Source organism: Pseudomonas sp. 58 R 3 (genome assembly GCF_900006605.1).
GTDB lineage: Bacteria > Pseudomonadota > Gammaproteobacteria > Pseudomonadales > Pseudomonadaceae > Aquipseudomonas > Aquipseudomonas salomonii.
In genome coordinates this window covers 361,368-381,734 of sequence record NZ_CVTT01000052.1, presented here as the reverse complement: position 1 = coordinate 381,734, position 20,367 = coordinate 361,368, and the positions used below count along the sequence as shown (strand labels likewise).

At 59.4% G+C, this 20,367-nt stretch carries 13 protein-coding genes; 5 read left to right on the top strand and 8 right to left on the bottom strand.

Annotation, left to right across the window (positions count from 1 at the left end):
- Positions 1 to 48: 48 nt before the first annotated feature.
- From BFP92_RS15515 to BFP92_RS15505, 3 genes are all read right to left on the bottom strand, one after another.
- Positions 49 to 1,356, bottom strand: coding sequence for an IS4 family transposase (locus BFP92_RS15515; protein WP_083221687.1), 1,308 nt, complete (start codon positions 1,354 to 1,356; stop codon positions 49 to 51).
- Positions 1,357 to 1,619: 263 nt separating this feature from the next.
- Positions 1,620 to 4,109, bottom strand: coding sequence for a DNA ligase D (ligD, locus tag BFP92_RS15510; RefSeq protein WP_065930194.1), 2,490 nt, complete (start codon positions 4,107 to 4,109; stop codon positions 1,620 to 1,622).
- 24 nt (positions 4,110 to 4,133) lie between these two features.
- The gene (locus BFP92_RS15505) at positions 4,134 to 4,988 is read right to left on the bottom strand and encodes a non-homologous end joining protein Ku (protein ID WP_065930193.1); all 855 of its coding nucleotides are present in this window, start codon (positions 4,986 to 4,988) and stop codon (positions 4,134 to 4,136) included.
- 196 nt (positions 4,989 to 5,184) lie between these two features.
- On the opposite strand from BFP92_RS15505, the gene BFP92_RS15500 reads away from it, so the two are divergent.
- A complete protein-coding gene (locus BFP92_RS15500; protein WP_065930192.1) occupies positions 5,185 to 5,502 on the top strand; it encodes a hypothetical protein in 318 nt (105 codons plus the stop codon).
- Between the two features lie 12 nt (positions 5,503 to 5,514).
- Positions 5,515 to 6,669 (top strand): PQQ-dependent sugar dehydrogenase, encoded by a 1,155-nt coding sequence (locus BFP92_RS15495; protein ID WP_065930191.1) that lies wholly within the window; start codon positions 5,515 to 5,517, stop codon positions 6,667 to 6,669.
- 122 nt (positions 6,670 to 6,791) lie between these two features.
- Here BFP92_RS15495 and BFP92_RS15490 read toward each other — a convergent pair whose 3' ends face one another.
- The gene (locus BFP92_RS15490) at positions 6,792 to 7,271 is read right to left on the bottom strand and encodes a nuclear transport factor 2 family protein (protein ID WP_065930190.1); all 480 of its coding nucleotides are present in this window, start codon (positions 7,269 to 7,271) and stop codon (positions 6,792 to 6,794) included.
- A gap of 54 nt (positions 7,272 to 7,325) precedes the next feature.
- Positions 7,326 to 7,889, bottom strand: a complete 564-nt coding sequence (locus BFP92_RS15485) for a TetR/AcrR family transcriptional regulator (RefSeq protein ID WP_065930189.1) — start codon at positions 7,887 to 7,889, stop codon at positions 7,326 to 7,328.
- A gap of 125 nt (positions 7,890 to 8,014) precedes the next feature.
- Between BFP92_RS15485 and pssA the strand changes: the two genes are divergently transcribed.
- The 3 genes from pssA to BFP92_RS15470 all read left to right on the top strand — a co-directional run bounded on the left by pssA (position 8,015) and on the right by BFP92_RS15470 (position 16,920).
- The gene (pssA, locus tag BFP92_RS15480) at positions 8,015 to 9,358 is read left to right on the top strand and encodes a CDP-diacylglycerol--serine O-phosphatidyltransferase (protein ID WP_065930188.1); all 1,344 of its coding nucleotides are present in this window, start codon (positions 8,015 to 8,017) and stop codon (positions 9,356 to 9,358) included.
- Between the two features lie 121 nt (positions 9,359 to 9,479).
- Complete coding sequence (locus BFP92_RS15475; RefSeq protein ID WP_139114070.1) at positions 9,480 to 12,953, top strand: hypothetical protein; 3,474 nt, start codon at positions 9,480 to 9,482, stop codon at positions 12,951 to 12,953.
- Between the two features lie 169 nt (positions 12,954 to 13,122).
- Entirely contained in the window at positions 13,123 to 16,920 is a 3,798-nt protein-coding gene (locus BFP92_RS15470; protein ID WP_239694271.1) for a hypothetical protein, read from the top strand.
- Positions 16,921 to 16,980: 60 nt separating this feature from the next.
- Here the strand turns inward: BFP92_RS15470 and efeO (BFP92_RS15465) are convergent, their stop codons facing one another.
- From efeO (BFP92_RS15465) to efeO (BFP92_RS15455), 3 genes are read right to left on the bottom strand one after another with little or no spacing between them, the layout of a single operon-like run.
- Positions 16,981 to 17,799 (bottom strand): iron uptake system protein EfeO, encoded by an 819-nt coding sequence (efeO, locus tag BFP92_RS15465; RefSeq protein ID WP_065930186.1) that lies wholly within the window; start codon positions 17,797 to 17,799, stop codon positions 16,981 to 16,983.
- 25 nt (positions 17,800 to 17,824) lie between these two features.
- Positions 17,825 to 19,141, bottom strand: coding sequence for an iron uptake transporter deferrochelatase/peroxidase subunit (gene efeB / locus BFP92_RS15460; RefSeq protein WP_065930185.1), 1,317 nt, complete (start codon positions 19,139 to 19,141; stop codon positions 17,825 to 17,827).
- 14 nt (positions 19,142 to 19,155) lie between these two features.
- Positions 19,156 to 20,358, bottom strand: a complete 1,203-nt coding sequence (gene efeO / locus BFP92_RS15455) for an iron uptake system protein EfeO (RefSeq protein WP_065930184.1) — start codon at positions 20,356 to 20,358, stop codon at positions 19,156 to 19,158.
- Positions 20,359 to 20,367: the final 9 nt, after the last annotated feature.

The following is a 20,367-nucleotide window of genomic DNA, read 5'->3' as shown; positions in this document are numbered from 1 at the left end:
AGCCATGCCTTTCAAGGTCTGCGTTTAAGAACTCATTTAAAGCAGTGTTTAAGTCTGTTTATCCGACTTGGCAGCCTTGAGCACCCGAGCTGTTGAGACATGGACCCGTGCAGCCTTACCTTCCAGCCACTCCTTAGGTTTTGCGACCTTAGGACCGCGAGGACTTTTTGCGACGGCCTTGGGTTTGATCAACCTCGCCAGGGCCAACAACCGCTCTGCCAGCCCTTGCGAGGTCTTTTCAAGAGGGAAATTTTCCGTAGGCAATGCGATCTGCATTCCCTGATAATCACTGCGAACATGCACCGCCAAGTGGAAAATCGAAACTTCCCAACCCTGTGGCTGTGTATCTCGGTGCGCCTGCTCAACGCTACGCTTTAGAACCGACAAAACGTTGTAAGCCAGAACCGCCGAGGCGAAGCCCAGTAGCGCGGCTTTCGGGCTACCAAGGCTTGTAATTTCACTGTCCAGTACCGACTCAAGGCGCTGAAACATCCCCTCAATACTCCAGCGACGACGGTATAAATCGGCTATCTGCTGGGCACTAATGGTGTCAGGCAAATTGCTCCAGAACCACATCAGTGATTCACCTGAGTCATTTGCCGTTTGCAGGCTTAACTCAACGCGCCGCCAGCGGCGGCCACCTTTCACTTCGATGATTTGTTCGCGAACGGTGCCGCTATCGACGATTCCTGACTCTTGCCAGTCGCTTTCCTGGATCAAGCGTGGATGCTTGCTGGGTTGGCGAACAATGAACGAAGCCCCTGTGTCCTCGCAGGCTTGTAGGACGGGCAGCGTGCAGTAAAGTCGATCAGCCATCCACAGCTGGCCCGCGCAAGCGCGGGCCAGCAACGGAAGAACACTGACCCGTTCGCTGGCGTAGGCATCTTCCCAGGGCTGGAGATCAACGACTAAATCCAGATCAGGATCGTAGGCCACCACTGAAAACCCTGGGCGCGCTGCGCCGCGCTCAGTGCGCAAAGGGCCGAGGCGTTTTTGTGTGGCTGGCAGGTGATTGCCATCGACAATACGTAACTGCCAGCCGGGGAGAATCGATGAATGGCCGAGTGTTTTGACAGTGGGTTCCAAACGCTCCGCGCTGCCTGAAATCAGGGCCCGAAGCAGCTCGGGTTCGGTTCGATTGATCTTGTCATAGAGCGCTGTAAGGCTGACCGAAAGCCCCTCAGCCTTGCGCGCCGCTGCGTGCAAGGATGGCCTCAAGCCCAATGAAACCAGGGACATCAACTCAACAACAGATGAAAACAGAAGCTCACGGGAGTACTGCCGTTGACGGTGATCATCGAACACCTTATCAACCCATTCGGCAGGTACGGCCTGCTCCAATACCAGCTTGGTCATGACACTGGCTGGTGCTTGTTTTTCGAACCGCTCTAGAACCTTTTCCCACATCGTTTCGTCATCCTGACTGAAGTTTTGGGGGATTTTAAACCAAGACCTTGAAAGGCATGGCTGTAAGAGCGGAACCATAAGCGGCCGTTACCCAAATAACGGATATGTACACAACCAAAAAAACGCCCTGCACAGCAACATTATTCAGACACACCAAGTTAATGCCGTCGCAGACAAGCCAGCTCCCACCTATTGACCTGGTACGGTTACTACTACGACTGCGGCGGCTCAGCCCCCAGTTTGTCCCACATCTTCTTGCTGATCTTCTGCCGGTTGGCGTAACCGGCCCAAGGGTCGTCCTTGAGCGTGTCCAAACGCTCATGCAGATTAGCCACCGTCCACTGCTGCGCACCGCGTAACCCGTTCAATTCCTCCCGACTCACCGGCACCGAGACCGGCAGGCCCGGGCGGGCCCGTACCGAATAGGCCGCCACCGTACTCGCGCCGCGGGCATTGCGCAGGTAGTCGATAAAGATCTTGCCGATGCGATTTTTCGGGCCGCTGGTGGCGGTAAAGCGTTCGGGCAGTTGTTGTGCCATGAACTGTGCGATGGCCTTGGCAAAGGCTTTCACCGTGTCCCAGCCATCCCGGCGCGCCAGCGGGATGACCAGGTGCAGGCCTTTACCGCCGCTGGTTTTGACGAACGCTTGAAGGCCCAGCTCGTCGAGCACCGACAAGGTCAGTTGCGCGGCTTCCAGCATGCTTTTCCAGGGCAGTGCGGGGTCCGGGTCGAGGTCGAGCACAAACAGGTCCGGGGTTTCGATTTTGTCGGCAGTGGCGCCCCAGGTGTGCAGCTCGATCGTGCCCATCTGCACGGCGCCGAGCAGGGCCTTGGCGGTGTCGATTTCCATCAGCCGTGCGTGGCCGGGGTCGAGGCGCTGGTCCAGTTGCTTGATATGGGGAATGGCCAGGCGTTCTGCATGCTTTTGGAAGAATTGCTCACCTTCGATGCCTTCCGGCGCGCGCAGAAGCGACACGGGCCGGTGGTGCAGGAACGGCAGGAGCCATTCGCTGATGCTGGCGTAGAAATCTGCCAACTGCTGCTTTTGCGTGCCACTTTGTGGGTCGATCACGCGGTCGGGGTGGGTGATGTTCACGTCATTGCCGGGTTTTTTCGGCGCTGAAGCCTGCTTGAGCGATTTGGCCGCGCGCGGTTGCTCATGGATGATCTGCGCCACAGGCTTGTCGCTGCGCAGCGCAACGAACGCGGCTTGGCGTACCACGCCTTCGCGGGTCCATTCGGCGAAATTGACTTCGCCGACCAACTCGGGCTTCACCCAGTGCACGCCGCGTGCCTGACTGCTCGTCAGCGGTGTGTGCAGCGGCGAAGTCTTGCGCTCCAAAGGCGTGAGCTGGGCGTAGATCGTTTTGAGCGTGTGCTGATCAAACCCGGTGCCGACACGCCCGGCATACACCAAGCCGTTGTCGTCATTGACCGCCAGCAGCAGTGCGCCGAAGCCGGTGCGCGAACCTTGCGGGCGGGTGTAACCGACAATCACGAATTCCTGACGCAGGCGACATTTGAGTTTGATCCAGTCGGCGCTGCGGCTGGACACGTAAGGGCTGCCGACGCGCTTGCCGATCACGCCTTCAAGCGCCAGGTCGCAGGCGCTTTCGAAGATGTCGCGCTGGTTGGCGGCGAAGGCTTCGGAAAACCGCAGCAATTTGCTGCGGCTGCCCGACAGCGCAGACTTTAGCGCGGCACGCCGTTGTTCCACGGGGGCTTCGCGCAAATCCTGGCCCTGTAGAAACGGCGCGTCGAACAGGTAATAGACGATATCCAGGCTGCGGCCGATATCGAAGGCATTTTGCAGCGCCTGGAAGTCCGGCAAACCGTCGGCATTGAGGCTGACCACTTCGCCATCCAGCCAGCTGTCCTGGAGCTTGAGGGCTTGCAGCGCCTTGACCTGACGCGGCAAACGCTCGGTCCAGTCATGACCGTTGCGGGTGAACAGGCGCACATCGCCATCGCGGATACGCGCCACCATGCGGTAGCCGTCGAATTTGATCTCGTATTGCCAGTCGCCGGCCGGGGCGCGGTCGACCAGGGTGGCCAGTTGTGGCGCGAATTGATCGGGCAGGGCGGTCTTGGCTTTCTGGCGCTTTGCACGCGGTGCAGGCGCAGGCGCGGGCTTGCCCACGGTGGCGTCGCTGAGCACGCTTTTGGGCTGGGCCTTGACGATGTCGTAGTCTTCGGCCGGGCGGGCTTGCTGATCCTTTTCCTTGATCAGCAACCACTGCTCCTTGTCGCCGCTGCCCTTGAGGCGGGTGCGCACCAGCGCCCAATCGCCGGACAGTTTTTCACCGACCAGGGTGAATTTGAGTTTGCCGGCCGCATACGCCTTGTGCGGATCGTCGTGAGGTTGCCAGACCCCGCGATCCCACACGATTACATCACCGGCGCCATACTGCCCGGCGGCGATATTGCCTTCAAAATTGCCGTAACTCAGCGGATGGTCTTCAACGTGGACCGCCAGGCGTTTCTGGCTCGGATCCAGGCTCGGGCCTTTGGGCACGGCCCAGCTTTTGAGTACGCCACCGAGCTCCAGGCGAAAGTCATAGTGCAGGTTGCGCGCGTCGTGTTTTTGAATCACGAAAGATAGCGCCGAGGCCTCGGATTTACCGGCGGGCACCTCGCCTGCGGGTTCTGCGGTGATCTCGAAGTCGCGTTTGCGTTTGTACTCACTCAGGGGCTTGGCCATGGCGTTCTCCGGCTGATGGCGGGCTCAAGAGGCCTTTGTGCTGGCTTTTTTCGCGGCCGGTTTTTTGGTCGCGGGCTTTTTCGCGGCGGGCTTGCCGGCCAGGCTGCGCTTGAGCAGTTCGGTCAGGTCGATCACATCGGCCGATTTGCGTTCTTCGCTGCCGGCCTGGCTCTCAACGTCTTCAACCTTGCCGGCCTTGGCCTTCTTCGCCACCAGCGCCATGATCTTTTCCTGGAAGCTGTCGCGGTAGTCGTCCGGCTGCCAGTCGGCGCTCATGTCTTCGACCAGGCGCTTGGCCATGTCCAATTCGCCTTTGGCCAGGCTCGGTTTGGTCACGTCGCTGCCCAGTTCCAGCTCGTCGAGGCTGCGCACTTCGGCGGGCCAGCGCAGCATCACCAGGACCAGCGCTGACTCCAGCGGCATCAGCGCCGCCAGGTGTTGCTTGGTGTGCAACACCACGTTCGCCAGGGCGACCTTGGCGGTTTTTTTCAGGGTTTCACGCAGCAGTGCGTAGACCTTGCCGCCGCGTTTGTCCGGGGCCAGGAAGTAGGGCGTATCGATGTTTTGCAGCGGGATCTGGTCGGCGGCGACAAAGGCGATGATTTCGATGGTCTGGGTCGACTTGGGGTGGGCCGAGCGAATTTCGTCTTCGCTGAGCACCACGTAGCGGCCTTTCTCAAAGGCCACGCCCTTGACGATATGGTCCTTGGTGACTTCCTTGCCGGTGGTTTTGTTGATGCGCTTGTAGCCCACCGGGTCCATGCTGCGTTTGTCCAGCCAGTCAAAATCAACGCCCTGGGAGGACGTGGCCGAGACCAGCGAGACCGGGATATGGACCAAGCCGAAACTGATGGCGCCTTTCCAGATTGCCCTTGGCATGGCTGCGGTTCCTTGAGAAGTGTCGGTGTTCTGGTGACTCGCAGGCGGGCGTAAAAGTTTCGACGGGCAGATGCGTGGACAGATGCGCTGACAGATCGTGTTACATCTGATGAGAAACTATTTAATGTCGAAAGCCGAACCCAAGGCGTAGCGTGTTATCGAAAGCACGTACTACTCGCCCCAAAGAGGTTTTGTCATGAACAGCTGTGTGCGTTACCTCGCCGTCGTCGCGCTGGGCCTGGCCCTCGCGCCATTGGCCCAGGCGCAGAACCTGCCCGGCAGCTACAACACCAATAACAGCCCAATCCATCGGGCCAACCCGAACAGCATGCAGGGCACCCAACCCAATGCGCCGGCCACCAACCGCGGGGTTCAACCCGCGCCGACCGGCCCTGCACCCACCGTCGAAAACGGCGGTATCGGCAATCGTTACCCGACCCGTAACGCGGCCCCGAGCCGTCCTGCCACTGCACCCAAAGCGCCCACTTACGATGCCAACGGCAATCGCCGGTAAGGACTCCGTCTTATGTTTCTACGTAAAACCCTGTTAGCCGCCCTTTGCGCAACCCTGCTGCCTGCGACGGCCGTCATGGCGGCGGATGCCCAGCAGTTCCCCAGCGAACAAGGCAGCATCACCGCCACCCCCATTGCCAAAGGCCTCGACCACCCGTGGGCCGTGGCGTTTCTGCCGGACAAACAAGGCTTCCTGGTGACCGAGCGCCCCGGCCACCTGCGCTTTGTCAGCCCGGACGGCAAGCTGTCCGCGCCGCTGACCGGCGTGCCGCAGGTGTGGGCCAAAGGGCAGGGCGGTTTGCTTGATGTGGTGCTGTCGCCCGACTTCAAGCAGGACCGCCTGGTCTACCTGTCGTATGCCGAAGGCGGCGGCGAGGGTGGCAAGGCCGGCACTGCCGTGGGGCGTGGGCGCTTGGCCGATGACTTGAGCGGGCTCAAAGACTTCAAGGTGATATTGCGCCAGGAGCCCAAGCTGTCGACCGGCAATCACTTCGGCTCGCGCCTGGCCTTCGACCGCGATGGCTACCTGTTTGTGACCCTGGGCGAGAACAATGACCGCCCGACGGCCCAGGACCTGGACAAGTTGCAAGGCAAGGTTGTGCGCATTTACCCGGATGGTCGTGTGCCGGATGACAACCCCTTTGTGGGCCAGCAGGGCGTGCGCCCGGAGATCTGGTCCTATGGCCAGCGCAACCCGCAAGGGCTGGCGTTGAACCCCTGGAGCGGCACGATCTGGGAAAATGAACATGGCCCGCGCGGCGGTGATGAAATCAACATCATCGAGCGCGGCAAGAACTACGGTTGGCCCCTGGCAACCCACGGCATCAATTATTCGCTGACGCCGATTCCGGAAGCCCAGGGCAAGGCGGTGGAGGGCACTGTGCAACCCCACCACGTCTGGGAAAAGTCCCCCGGCATCAGTGGCATGGCATTCTACGACGCCGAGCGTTTCAAAGCCTGGGACCACAACCTGTTTATCGGCGCATTGGCCAGCCAGGAGTTGATTCGCCTGCAGTTCGATGGCGATAAGGTGATTCACGAGGAACGCTTGCTGGGCGGGTTGAAGGCGCGGATTCGCGACGTGCGCCAGGGGCCGGACGGCTTTCTGTATGTGCTGACCGACGAGGACAAGGGCGTGCTGTATCGCGTCGGCTTGAATCAAGACTGACAGAGCTCGATGAGCCAATGTGGGAGCTGGCTTGCCTGCGATACAGTCGATTCGGTTTATCAGGGAAACCGAGACGATACTATCGCAGGCAAGCCAGCTCCCACCTTTTGATTGCGTGTGGCTTACAGGCCCAGGTCAGACAACCCCGGATGATCATCCGGGCGCCGGCCCAGTGGCCAGTGGAACTTGCGTTCGGTTGCTTTGATCGGCAGATCGTTGATGCAGGCAAAGCGGTTGGCCATCAGGCCGTTTTCGTCGAATTCCCAATTCTCGTTGCCATAGGAACGGAACCAGTTGCCGGAGTCGTCATGCCACTCATAGGCATAGCGCACGGCAATACGGTTGTCGGTGAATGCCCACAACTCCTTGATCAGCCGATAATCCAGTTCCTTGGCCCATTTGCGCGTGAGAAAGCCCTTGGCCTCTTCGCGGTTATGCGCAAATTCGGCGCGGTTTCGCCATTGCGTGTCCAGGGTATACGCCAGGGACACGCGCTCCGGGTCGCGGGAGTTCCAGCCGTCTTCGGCCAGACGCACTTTTTGAATCGCCGATTCACGCGTAAACGGTGGCAGTGGCGGGCGTTGTTCTGCTGTGGATGACATGGGGCAGCTCCTGTAAATACCAAGGTGGTGTCGAAAGTTGCTCAGCCTGTGCGTTCAAAGTCCCAATAACGTTCGCGCCATGCATTGCGCATTATCAGCCGCTGTTGAATCGCCCATGACCAGGGCAACGGTAATGGCGCCATCGATGAGGATCAGCAGGTGCGCGGCCTGCCGTTCGGGTTCGGGGGTGCCATGTGCTTTACACAGTTCAAGAGCGTACTCGAACAGTTTTTGTTTATGCGCCTTGGCCAACAGGCGCACCGGATCTTGCGCGTCGCCGGTTTCGCCACTGGTGTTGATAAAGGCGCAACCGCGAAAGTCCGCAGCGCCAAACCAGGTCTTGAGCGCGCTGAACAACGCCAGCAGGCGCTCGCCGCTGCCTTCGCTGCGTTCCACTTCAGTGCGTAGCCACTGCATCCAGCGCGCGTCGCGGCGTTGCAGGGCGGCGATGACCAGTTCGTCTTTATTGGCAAAGTAACGGTAAATACTTTTGCGCGAGACGCCGGCGGTTTTCACCAATAACTCCATGCCGGTGGCGGCGATGCCGTGGCGATAGATCAACTTCTCGGTGACGTCGAGGATAATGTCGCGGGTTTCATTGCTGTTGATATCGTTCATGTCGCAGACAGTAGAACGATCGTTCTTCATGGTCAATTAAATTTTTTCCATCTGCCGCGGCGAGACCTGAGCAGCCCCATGGTGTAAGCTCTGTGCCTCTTCGGATTCGACCCATAGCGAGCCTTATGCCGTCGTTCTTCAAACGCTCCCTGTTGCCCAAACTGCGTGGTTTCCCGCTGTCTCCCGATGCCATCGACGTGCTGTCCGGTGCCGCTGCGTACCGCCTGTGCCTGCTGGAAAAAATCGCCCAGGCCACCCGGCGCATCTACATCGTTGCGCTGTACTTGCAGCAGGACGAAGCGGGGCAGGAAATCTACGACGCCTTGCACGCTGCCAAGGCGGCACGGCCCGAGTTGGATATCGTGGTGGTGGTTGACTGGCTGCGCGCCCAGCGCGGCCTGATCGGCGCCGGCAAGCAGCCGGGCAACAGCGCCTGGTACCAGGCCATGACCCATTCCCACGCCAGCGAAGTGCCGGTGTACGGCGTGCCGGTGCAAACCCGCGAACTGTTTGGCGTGCTGCACCTCAAGGGTTTTGTGATCGACGACAGCGTGCTCTACAGCGGCGCCAGTCTCAACAATGTGTACCTGCACAAGTTCGACAAATACCGCTTTGACCGCTATCACCTGATCCACAGCAAGCCTTTGGCTGACTCGATGCAACACCTGGTGGAGCATGGGCTGGTCGCGTCCAAGGCCGTGCATCGCCTGGACCTGCCAAACCTGCCGACCACCCGCAGCCTGCGCAATGACATCGGTGACTTGCGTAGCCGCTTGAAGCACGCGGCCTACGACACCACCACGGGGTTGCTGCCCAATGGGCACTTGTCGGTCAGCCCGTTGCTGGGTGTGGGCAAGAACAATCCGTTGAACCGGGTGATTCTCGAACTCATCGCCAGTGCCCAGCATCAACTGACCATCTGCACGCCGTATTTCAACCTGCCGCTGCCGGTGACCCGTGAAATAAACCGCGCCCTGGCGCGTGGGGTGAAGGTCGACATTATCGTCGGCGACAAAACCGCCAACGATTTCTACATCCCGCCCGGCGAGCCGTTCAAGGTGATTTCGGCGTTGCCTTACCTGTATGAAATCAGCCTGCGCCGCTTCGCCAAACGCCATCAGCCGATGATCGACAGCGGCCAGTTGAACCTGCATCTGTGGCGTGACGGTGACAATACCTATCACCTCAAGGGGATGTGGGTCGACCAGCGTTACACCTTGCTGACGGGCAACAACCTCAACCCACGGGCGTTCCGCCTGGATCTGGAAAATGCCCTGCTGATCGATGATCCCAAGGGCGAGTGGCTGGCGCCGCGGCGCACAGAGCTCGCGCAGATCTTCCAGCACACCACGCGTATCGAGCGGTATCAGCAATTGCAGACCCTGGTGGAGTATCCGCCCGCAGTCGGCAAGTTTTTACGACGGGTCAGCCGGGTGCGGATTGAAAGGTTGCTCTACCGGATCTTGTAAGTCGCCGCACTTCGCCTAGCAAACTCTCTCACTGCATTAGCCGTCTTAGGAGTTTTCTTACACCCAGATTAGATCCAGGTTCGTACATTTCTCCCTAGACAGTTCTTAGGGACAAGAGCTCTTGCCACTTACTGGTACAGAGGAACTAGAAATGTCGAACATCTCGCCACTTTTTCACGCTCGCACGTTTACCCCGCCGGTGCTGCCATCTGCACCAGCACCAGCCCATGGCCCCGCGCTCGAAACGGGTACTCGCGGCAAACGCAGCCTGGAACCCGAGTCGCTCTCGTCATGGACGCTCCCTGCGTTGCCAACGGTTCCTGCCGAGGCCGCGTCAAGCGCTGACCGTGCCTTACAGGCGGGGCTGGGGAGCCAGGCCTTGCGTCAAGCGACAGACCGCAGAGTCAACCTGGCCGCCAATACGACGATTTATCCGCTGTTCGATGCTTACCGGCACGCGTTCAATACGCCTGAGCTCCAGAGCTGGTTCCTGAGCAAGGGCATGGCGTTGTCGACGGTGGTGGTCAAGCCCGACTCGGTGACGGGCAGCGTCACCCGTGACGGTGTCACCAGCGTGCAAACATTTACCACCAGCGATGCATCCGGTTGGTGGGAAGCCAGCGCAAGGTTGCGCGCCGCTGCCCGCAGTCTTGATCCTGACGGGGCCGGGTTACCGTATGCCGACCTTACCGGCAGCACTTTTTCGCGCAACGCAGTCATGCGCTGGTATGGGGTGCAACCACCCGCTAGCGATAGCAACGTGACGCAAGCTCAGCAAGCACTGGCGGCCGCGGACTGGTCAGCACCCGAAAAGAAGGCTGAACTCGACACTCGCGTGCACACAGCCAGGCAAGCGATTGACGCCCTGGATGAACGCGCTCATCTGGCAGGCGTCCTGACTCAACACATCACAGACAAGCCCGATGAGCAAGCCGTGGAACTGGCCGAGTTGGCCGTGCCCGTCAGCAACAGCTCAGGACTGACCCGTAACGAAGCCGGCAAGGTCGGGATCAGCGACGCTTTGCAGGCTTATGGATTGTCATTGCCCAAGACCGTGGGTGAGTTGCGTAATACCGTGCGCTGGCTGACCACGGTATTACCGCCGCCTGCACCGTTGGGAAATTACTCCGGCCTGTTAGGCCGCACCTGGGCACCCGGAGACTTGTCTATCGCCGATAAAGCCGCCTTGGCGGCGGTGGGAGATACCCCAACTGATGACAACTCAGGCGACGCCATGTTGGTGCTACTCAATACCGGAGGTATCCTCGATCGAAATACACCCGAGGATCTGCGTGCTCAAGCCGAACATTTCATCAGCCAAATGCTCAGTGACCCTCTGGTCTTGTTGCTGGGTGATAGTTTAGCGTTTGACCAGCGTTTTCGTGGCGCATCCGGCACCCGACAATTGTCGGACGCCGAACGCAAGCAGTGGATCATCGCTGCCATCAAACTCAAAATCGATCCACAGACGCCCGGGCGTCCAGGCACAATCGCCGGCTATGACCTGTATCAGCCAGGCAACAGTGGGCGCAGTATGGCCGAGGTACGCGCGGATCTCGAAGCCCATCTCAAACAGAACAAACTACTCGACCCCCGAGCCGCGCCGCTCGTGGCCCATTTGTTGCTGGCCAGTGCTGCGCCTGAGTTTCTTGTGCGGGGCATTCCCGACACGCTGCGCATGGGTTCGCCTGAATGGGCAGATTTGCGCCTGGGCGTCATGTTTGCCGAGCGTCAGGGCGGCGCCGGCGTTTCGCGTGCCATGAGTTACGCGCAGGTTATGGCACTCAGCCGGCTGGACCCGCGCACGCCGGAAGAGGCCGCCATACTCGATAATTACGGGATGGCCGCATTACTCGATTGGGGCTTGATGCAGGGCGTCTACACCCGACCGGCGGATGGGCGCTATACACCCCAGATGTACCAGCAGGCCAAAGAGGCTTTCGACGCGCAGCGCACGCAGCTCCTTCAAGCCTTGAACCACTTCAATGTGGCGCTGCCGACGCGAGAAAAACGTGCGATCGAGAACTTGCGGCACGTCTTTCCCGATCTCAGCGTTGAGCAAATAAAAGCGTTGCGTGTGTACATCGCAGACCCAAATGAACGTCGCAACCAGAAGTTGTCGGAGCCGGTAACACGCCCGTTGGTCGAGACGTACATGACCGGCGACCTGGTTGAGGGCCGCTGGATGCTCCTGACCCCGGGGCAGGCGCTGCCGAAATCGCCCACCCGCAAAACCCCGTTTGATTTCAACAAGGGCCTGAGCAAAGCAGACCAGGACGCTATTGATGCAAACGTGCGGGCCCTGGATGCCAAAATCGCCCAGTTACCGAATGTGCAGGCCCAGTTGCCCGCAGAGGTCGACACCTATCTGGCCAACCTCAAGCAGGGCTTGAGCACCGTCACCAAGCGCATGATTGCCAACCTGCCATTGGCTGATCGCCAGGCCCTGGAACTGGGCAAGGTCGAACTGTTTGCCCTGCGTGAGCAAGTGGACGGCGTGCCCACGCTGGACCAGACACCCGATCAGGTGGAGGAGCGGCGAGGGCGCAAAGGTACGTTGATACGCTGTGAACACTTGGGTGTGATCCGCTATTTTGAGGTCTTCCCGGATAAGTTGTTGATCATCAAACGTGATGATCTACCGGATACGTTGACACTGGGCGGTGAACTGCAAAACGACACCAAGGTGTACGGGCGTTGGGCACCTACCAAAACGAAATTGCAGAACGGTTTGGAGGAACCGTTTGATTTTGTGGCTTACAGCTCCGACGCAGTGCCAAGGCCCGGCGTCAAATCGGCACACGTCATTATCGAAAAAATTGGGGATACCTTGCCCGCCGCGCCGTCGACCGAGCAGAGTGATATGCAAACGGTGGTGCCCAACAGTTTTTCTTCGGCCCGCACCCAGTCGATTGTCGAGCGCCTAATGCAGGGCAACTTTGTTCATCATCGCGACACCACGTTGCAGCTCGCTCAGGGCAAATTGCCGTTGGAGCAACAGCGCGAGCTATCGGCTCACAGGGACCAGGTGCTGCTGGGCATGATTCCGTTCGTAGGGGCAATCATGGATCTGGCCCAGGGCAACGTCGTCGAGGGCACGCGAGGGCTGATTATCGACACGGTGGGCGCCATTATCGGGGGCGCAGGCTCGACCCTGAATGCCTTGTTCAAATCCACAAAAGTTGTCGCGCCCTTCGGTGCCAAGGCTTTTCGTGTGCTGGAAAAAGGGGTCAGCGTCGTCAGTGGTTTCCTGAACCCACTGGATGGCACGGCGGACCTGCTGACCGGCGTTGCCAAAGGCATATTCAGCCTGCCTAAACTGCTGAACAAGGCACCCACGCCTTCGCTGGTGACCACGCTGGGCTCTGTGGAGGAAAAAATGCGTACATGCCTGGGCGTGAGCCGGGTGCTGAATCAACCTCCGACAGCCCCAAGCCCTGCCGGGCAGAGGGCCACTCACAATGGGCACAATTATTCGGTGCCGGTTCAAGCGGTGCAAATCGGTACTTATTGGTATGCGACGGATCCCACCACTCATTTGCCGATCGGCACCCCGTTGGACGGGTTTAAACCGCTGAACGCGACGGCTGCATAAAAAACGCCCCCAAGCCTGGCCAAGGCTTGGGGGTGTTATTGCCAAGATTTTACTGCCATCTAGTTGAGAAAATGCCTACGGCCCGACTTCGCATTACTTAATATTTTATTAATCAATTGTTTTTTAGGGACGAGAACACTCATCAACTCAATCGGTAGAGAGATTTTGAATGTCGACAATCCTTGCAAAAGGTGGCGTTCCGGTTTTACCCCTTTCTTCCTCCGCTCAAGTCAGTACCCCACACATCCCCACCGCCGATGTACCGGCTTCTCCCTCCGTTATCGCTGTGACCCCAGGCCCCAGCCCAACTGATACGCATCATTCCAGGTCATTGCGCGAGGTGAAGCTGCAGGAACAGGCAGGCCGGGACAAACGTGACACTGACGTTAAAAGCGCAGCGGTGCCACCTGCCAAAGCAGGCAAAGTCAGGCGGCGATACCCCGCAGCAGCGGACGCTGAAAAGGCGGACATCGCGCTGCAGAAAAGGTTGGTTAACGGGTTGAACACTGGCAAAGCGGATGAAAAAGCCAACCCTGAAAAATCATCCGTAGAGCCCTTCATCGAGATGTACAACCAGGCGGTTAATGAACCATCCGTCCAGGCGTGGTTCCGTTCTCAAGCGTTGAAGCCCGAAACCATACGGGTATTCAATGATTGCGTTGTGGGCGTTGTGGTACGTGACGGTAAAGAAACCTTACAGCGTTTTTCGGCTACTGATGGTTCTGGCTGGGGGCAAGTCAGTCAAACGATCTCGGCCCTGCAACAGGTGCTTTCGCCGAGCAACCTGGGCCTTCCCGCAACTGGCCGTCCCAACGCCATTGGCCGTGACGTGTTGCTGGATTTTTACGGCGTAAAGCCACCGGAAAGTGAAAAAAGTGCCCACCACCTGAGCAAGCATCTCAAGAACAACGGGTGGCCCAAGATCACTGCGGCGCGACGCGATGAATGGCAACGCCAGTTCAAAGAGCTGGCCCAGCGTCGTGAGGACAGTGCGGTACGTGCACGCGTGGTCGAGCAGTTTCGCTCACAGTTCACGGGTGAACCGGACACGAACGTGCTTGACCTGGATGACCAGAACGTGAAGGTCGATCCGGGTTCCTCCCTGGATCAGCGCAGCAAAAAGCCGCGCCAGCTTTTTCTTCAGTTTCTGGAGTCTGCGACCTTCCAGGCCTTTTTGAAGAAGGCCGGGTACGATCTTCCTGGCAGTGAGTTCCGGATGCCTGAGTTCAGGCTGTCGGAGGGCGACTTGCAGATGCGTAATCTTGCCGGGGATTGGGTTTCCATGCAGCAAGCTTTCGACCATGAGGTCGAGCGGGCGTCGAGAAATGACGACGCTGAAGGGAAGGCGGCACGCAAGATGAACGAGGCTTACGACCAGTTAGTGAAGATGAGCAAAAAGACCGGGAATGCGCTGTACTCCACACGCACTTATGATGCGCGTCAGGTCCTGGCGTTTTACGCGCCCGATGTCCCGAAAACCGTCGGCCAGTTGCGTGCGACGATCCATTGGTTAACCACTCAAATGCCGTCGCCGCCGCTGGCGGGTGATTACGCAGGCATGACGCCCTACGGCGGGCCAGGGCTGTCCTCCCACGTGACGCAAACGCTCCAGGGTCGATCGGCGCAGGTCGAAGTGGCGCTCAAGGCCTTTTCCCCCCCTGCCTCAGGCTTTCAAGCCTATCCCGACCCGGACAGTCATCTCGCCGCTTTTTTTGATTCGCCACAGGCCATTGCCATGGCTGAAGACATTGCCAAGTCCATTGGGCTCTATGCTGTGGCCGATGGCCAAGCGTTGACGAGAACCGATCGCCACCAACTCTTGGCCACCACGCTCAAGTTCTGCGTCGATAGCCCGGTGCCGGGCAAGCGGGGCACGGTGGCGGGCTATGAGTTGTATCAGCCTGGCAATAAGGGCCGCACGCTTAAAGAGGTGCGTGAACGTGTCGAGAGGCACTTGGAAAGTAAGGGGGTCGACCCTAAGGTTTCGGCCCTGATGGCCCATCTGTTGCTGGCCCAGTCGGCACCGGAGATGCTCGTCAAACGAGACCCTGGCGTCGATGCCGAAAAGGCCAAACTGTTCAACCAGGACCCGGAGAACATCAAGGTCGGCAGCACAGCCTGGATGAACATGCGCCTGGGCTGTGAGATAGCGGGCGATTCACGCTTGAATCTTACGCAAGTGCTCGCGCTGGCACGTCAGGAGGCTACAGGGCCTAAACAAGAAGCCTTGATCAAAACAATGGGGGTTTCGCCACTGTTGGATTGGGCAGTGATGAACGGCATTTTTCCAGCCACTTCAGATGGTCGCTATTCGACAGGGGATTACGAGGCCGCGTCGAAAGCCTTTTCCGAGCGCGAATACCAGACCCGTGAGGCGTTCAACGTACTGATGAGCGAGCCGCCTACTGAATCAAGCGTGCTGGTCCGACAACTGCTGCTGCTGTTCCCGGAAATGACCGAGGAGGAGATTCGCAACCTCAAGGTGCCTGATTATCCCGATACAGGTTTTTCCGCCGGTGCATTCAGGTCTGGAAAAACCGACCGCAATGAGAAGTTTTTGATCGATGTCATCTTGATGAATTACAAGGACAACAAACCCTTGCTTGGCGTCAAAGACTATTGGACGCGTAGCGCGTTTGCTCATACGAAGGTCGACTTCGCGACCTTTAAGGAGCGGCTCAAGCAATTGCCCAGGATCGAGCCATTAGTGGCACCTGCCGTCGATAAATACATTGCCGACCTCCGTGCAGCGCAGTTAACCACATTGAAGCTGATGATCGCTGATCTACCCCTTGAAGATCGCAAGGCGCTGGAGTGGGGGAAGATCACGTTCTATAGCGTGCGCCAAACGACCGGAGACTCACTGCGCGTCGATCAAGGGCCGGACTCAAAAGTCGAACAGAGCAAAGGCAAGCATGGCCTCTTGCTTCGCTATGAAACTGGCCTGGTCAAACCCAGGTTCGGTTACTACGAAGTTTTCCCAGGGTCCATGACGATGGTCAAGCGAGCGGACTTGCCCTCCAAGCTGCCGCTTGACGGTAAGGTGGAAAATGAAACGCTACGCGACAGTCTCTATACCTATGCAGGGCCGGTGATCCGGAATGGAACGACTCAACCGTTTGATTTTGACGCCTACAGTACAGGCTCTGAGCCGCGTGCTGGGGTAACGTCGCAAGTGATTATCGAGGAGCTTCCAGACCCGATACCCGAGAGGACGGGGCATATTCACGATCGTGCACCGAACACCTTTGCTTCCTCCAAAATATCTCAGATAGTCGATAGGCTAGTAGCCTATAACTTCAAAGATGACCGTGACGCACGGATCGCCTATGCCAATGAACCCACGGACTTGTACAAGCGTAATCACCCTTTTTCCACGAGCAGTCTGTTTTCTGCTGAAGGTACTCGAATGTTGCTGAGTCTGATTCCTTTTGTGGGGGCGATGGCGGATTTGGTGGAGGGTAAAACAGGGGACGGCGCGAAAGGCCTGATGATCGACTTCTTGTCTTTTTTTGCGACCGGGGGGTGGTCGGGATTAAAGGCGTTTGGCAAAGGCTTGAAAATGTTGATCCCCTTCAGTGGCACGCCATTCACCTTGGCCGCGCTCAAAGGCGGGGTGACCTACATTCGTGGACTGTTCAACCCATTGGAAGCCATCCCCAGCATTTTTCGTGGGGGGGTAAATGGTGTTAAGGGGCTGGGTAAAGTCGCCAACGGAGTCCCGGTTCATATCGGCTCGAACATTTATCTGCCGGTCACCACGTTCGAGCAGTGGCGATGGCTCTCGGGCGCTTCGGATTCGGTGTTTGGCAATCGGAGGAAAAATTTTCCAGGAGCCCGTAAAGGTTTCAGTGGCGGCCAGGAGGTCCTGGCGGTTCAGAAGAACGGCTCGTGGTATGCGATCAACCCCGTAAGCCATAAACCCGAAGGGACACCACTGGAGCACTTCAGGCCCGCTCCCGTGTGATGTTTGACACCCAGGTGTTCGGCCGCCCCGCAGGGCTGCACGAACGCCTGGGCGCATCCATCAGTTCAAGCCCAACTTGCCGCGCAGCATCGACAGGTCTTCAGCCAAGGTGTTGACCGGGCCCACCAGGGCTTTGCGGTCGGTTTCCTTGACCTTGTCGTAGGTCTCATAACCGCCATCTTTGGTTTTGTACTTGGCCAGGATCTTGTCCACGGCGGCAAAATTCTTGTCGACCTTGGCCAGGAAGACTTTGTCCTGTTTCTCGATCTGGCCACGGAACAGGTCGACGATTTTCTTCGCGCCGTCGATGTTGCCCTGGAAGTCATACAGGTCGGTGTGGCTGTAACGGTCTTCTTCACCGGAGATCTTGGTGGCCGCCACTTCTTCCAACAGCGCTGCAGCGCCGCCGACGACTTTTTCCGGCGGGAAGGTCAGGCCGTCCACGCGGGTTTTGAGGTCGTTGACGTCGGTGTTGAGCTTGGCGGTCAGCGCTTCCAGACCTTTGGTGGTCTTCTCGGAGAACAGCACGTACTCGATGCGGTGGAAACCGGTGAAGTCTTCAGCGGTTACGCCTTTCTCGTGGTCGTCGACACGTGAGTCGATCGAAGCGTCGAGGTCGCTGAACAGCTCGGCGATCGGCTCGATGGACTCATAGTGCACGCGGGTCGGCGCGTAGAGCTTCTGCGCGGCGGCCAGGTCGCCCTGGTTGATGGCATCGGTGAACGCCTTGGTCTGGGTGACCAGTTCGCCGATTTCTTCGGTGACGTAGATCTTGTAGTCCGACACCGGGCCTACCAGGTCCAGAGGCGCGGTGGCGGCGAAGGCTGCCAGCGGTGAGAGGGTCAATAGCAACGACAACGCGATAGTCGACTTCTTCATGGGACGTTTTCCGCTCTGGTTTGTTTTAGGTGTTGGCAGTGGTTTGAGAGTGCGTTGCAGCGAGCAGTGTGCGGCCAAGGAAGTCCTTGGGCCCCGTTACTCCCGGCAAGGTGAAGAAGTACCCGCCGCCGACCGGCTTGAGGTATTCCTCCAGGGGCTCGCCGTTGAGCCGGGTTTGGACACTGATAAAGCCTTTCTCCAGGTCGGCCTGGTAGCAGATGAACAGCAGCCCCATGTCCAGCTGACCGTTTTTGTTGACGCCGTTGGAGTAGTTGAACGGCCGGCGCAGGATCAGGTTGGCCTGAGTCTGCGGGGTACGCGGGTTGGCCAAGCGGATGTGTGCATCGAGCTTGGTCAACTTGCCTTGCGGGTCCTTGCTGTAGTCGGGAACCTGGGTTTCTTTGTCGCCGTCCATGGGCGCGCCGGTCGGTTTGATGCGGCCGATGATGCTTTCCTGTTCCTGCAAGGGCGTGCGGTCCCAACGCTCGACGAAGTTGCGGATGATACGCACCGCCTGGTAGCTGCCGTTGGCGGCCCAGGCCGGTTCGTCGCTGCCGGGTTGTACCCAGACGATCTGGTCCATGGCCTTGGCATCGTTGGAGTTCGGGTTGGCCGAGCCGTCACGAAAACCGAGGAAGTTGCGTGCGCTTTGCGCCGGCTCACCGGGTTTGGCCGGTGCCTGGGGCGGTACGCTGCCTTCCTGTTTCCAGCGCACCAGCAGCAAGTCGGGCAGGTTCTTCACGATGTCGCGCAGGGCGTGGATATTGGTGTCCGGGGTGTTCGAGCTGAATTGCAGGCTCAGGTCGCCGTGACACTGCGCGGGTTCCAGCGCGTCGTTGGGGAAGCCCACCATGCGGCTCAGGCGCTTGGGTTTGGCTGCGGCCAGGCCGAAACGCTCATCGAACAGCGATTCGCCGACCGAGACGGTGATGGTCAGGTTATCTGGCGTCACCACCGGGCCGAGGATCCCGGAGTCGGTGGGCGGCAGCTTCGGGTCAACTTGCGGCACGGTGCCGCCGGTCATCAGGAACGCGATGCGCTCATTCAGGGTGCGGAACAGGCGCTCCAGGTCTTCGCGGTCACTGGCCAGCACGTCGAAGGCGACGAGCATGCCGCAGGCCGGGCGCGGGGTGACGATGCCGGTCTGGTGCTGGCCGAAGAAATCGTGGTGGTCCTGGGTCTTGTCACTGCGCGGTGCGGTGGTGACTTGTTCGGCCGCAGCGGCCATGGCCGGGCAGGTCAGGGTGCTGCCGGCAATCGCGGCGCCGGTGGCGGCCATGCCCAACAGGACGCGGCGGCGCTGTGCTGAAAAGTGTGCGGAAAACTGTTCTGAATCACTCATGTCTTAGGTCGTCTTCACTGCAGGCCGGAAAGGCCAAGGGCGGGGTCGATTCCATCGAGTGCAACGGCCAGAGCCTTGGCCTTGTCGGCGATCTGCTTGCGTTGATCGGCCGTGACGCTGTCGTAGCGGCTGTACTGGCCGTCGACTTTCAAACTGTTGAGCTGTGCATCGAAGGCCTCCAGGGCGCTGTCGATGTTTGGCAACAGGCCCGGTGCCGATTTGGTCAGCAATGGACGCATCAGGTCGACCACCTTGCGGGCGGCCTCCAGGTTGGCGGCAAAGCCGTTCAAGTCGGTATGGCTGTAGCGCTCCTCTTCACCGCTGGCGGCTCGCACATCCGCCAGGCTGTTGAGGTTGCGCACCACAATGCTGACCAGTTGTTCCGGCGGCAGTGATTGCGCAAGCAACTGTTGCTTGAGGGTGGTGACGTCAGTGACCAGGTGTTCGGCGACCGGGCCCAGGCCATCGAGACTGCGCTGCTGGAACAGGCTGTATTCGAGGCGGTGGAAGCCGCTGAACGCCGGGTCTTGCTCGCGTTTTTCGAAGTAATCGGCGCGGGCGTTGATCGCGTTGTCCAGTTGCGCCAGGCGTTGCGCGGCCGGAGCCAGACGCTGGTACGCCTCACGGGCCGGCACATACAGCGCCTGCGCCTGGGCCAGGTCACCGGCGGCAATCGCTTGCTGCAGCGCGGTCACGGCCTTGACCAGCGCACTGCCCTGGCCGCTCAGGTACACCCGGAACTCCGACAGTGGGCCGATAAACGCCACCATCGACGGCTTGGCCTTGGCCTGAGCGTCGGACTCGGCGGTCGGGGTCACATGCAGCGTGCCGCGCGGGTTGCTCAGCAGGCCGCAGGTGATTGCATAGTCGCCGGGCAACAGGTTGGCGTTGATCACCTGGCTTAGGCCCGGCGCGATATTTTCGCGTTCTTCGATCACCAGCACGCCGTCAAGGATTTCCCATTCCACCGCGCGGTCGGAGCGGTTGATGATGCGAAAACTCGCGCGTCCGGCGGGTACGCTGATTTCATTCGGCTCGCAGGCGTGGCCGTGAATGGTCACCGCGATTTCATTGTGATTGGTCTGGCGCTTGGCGGCAGCCAGTTGCGAAGCGTAATAAAACAGCGCACCGGCGGCGATCATCACCACCACCGAGCCGGCCACTGCCCAGCGCAGGGCGCGCGACGGCGGTGCCGGTTGAAGGGTTGGGTTGGACAAGAGACGGTC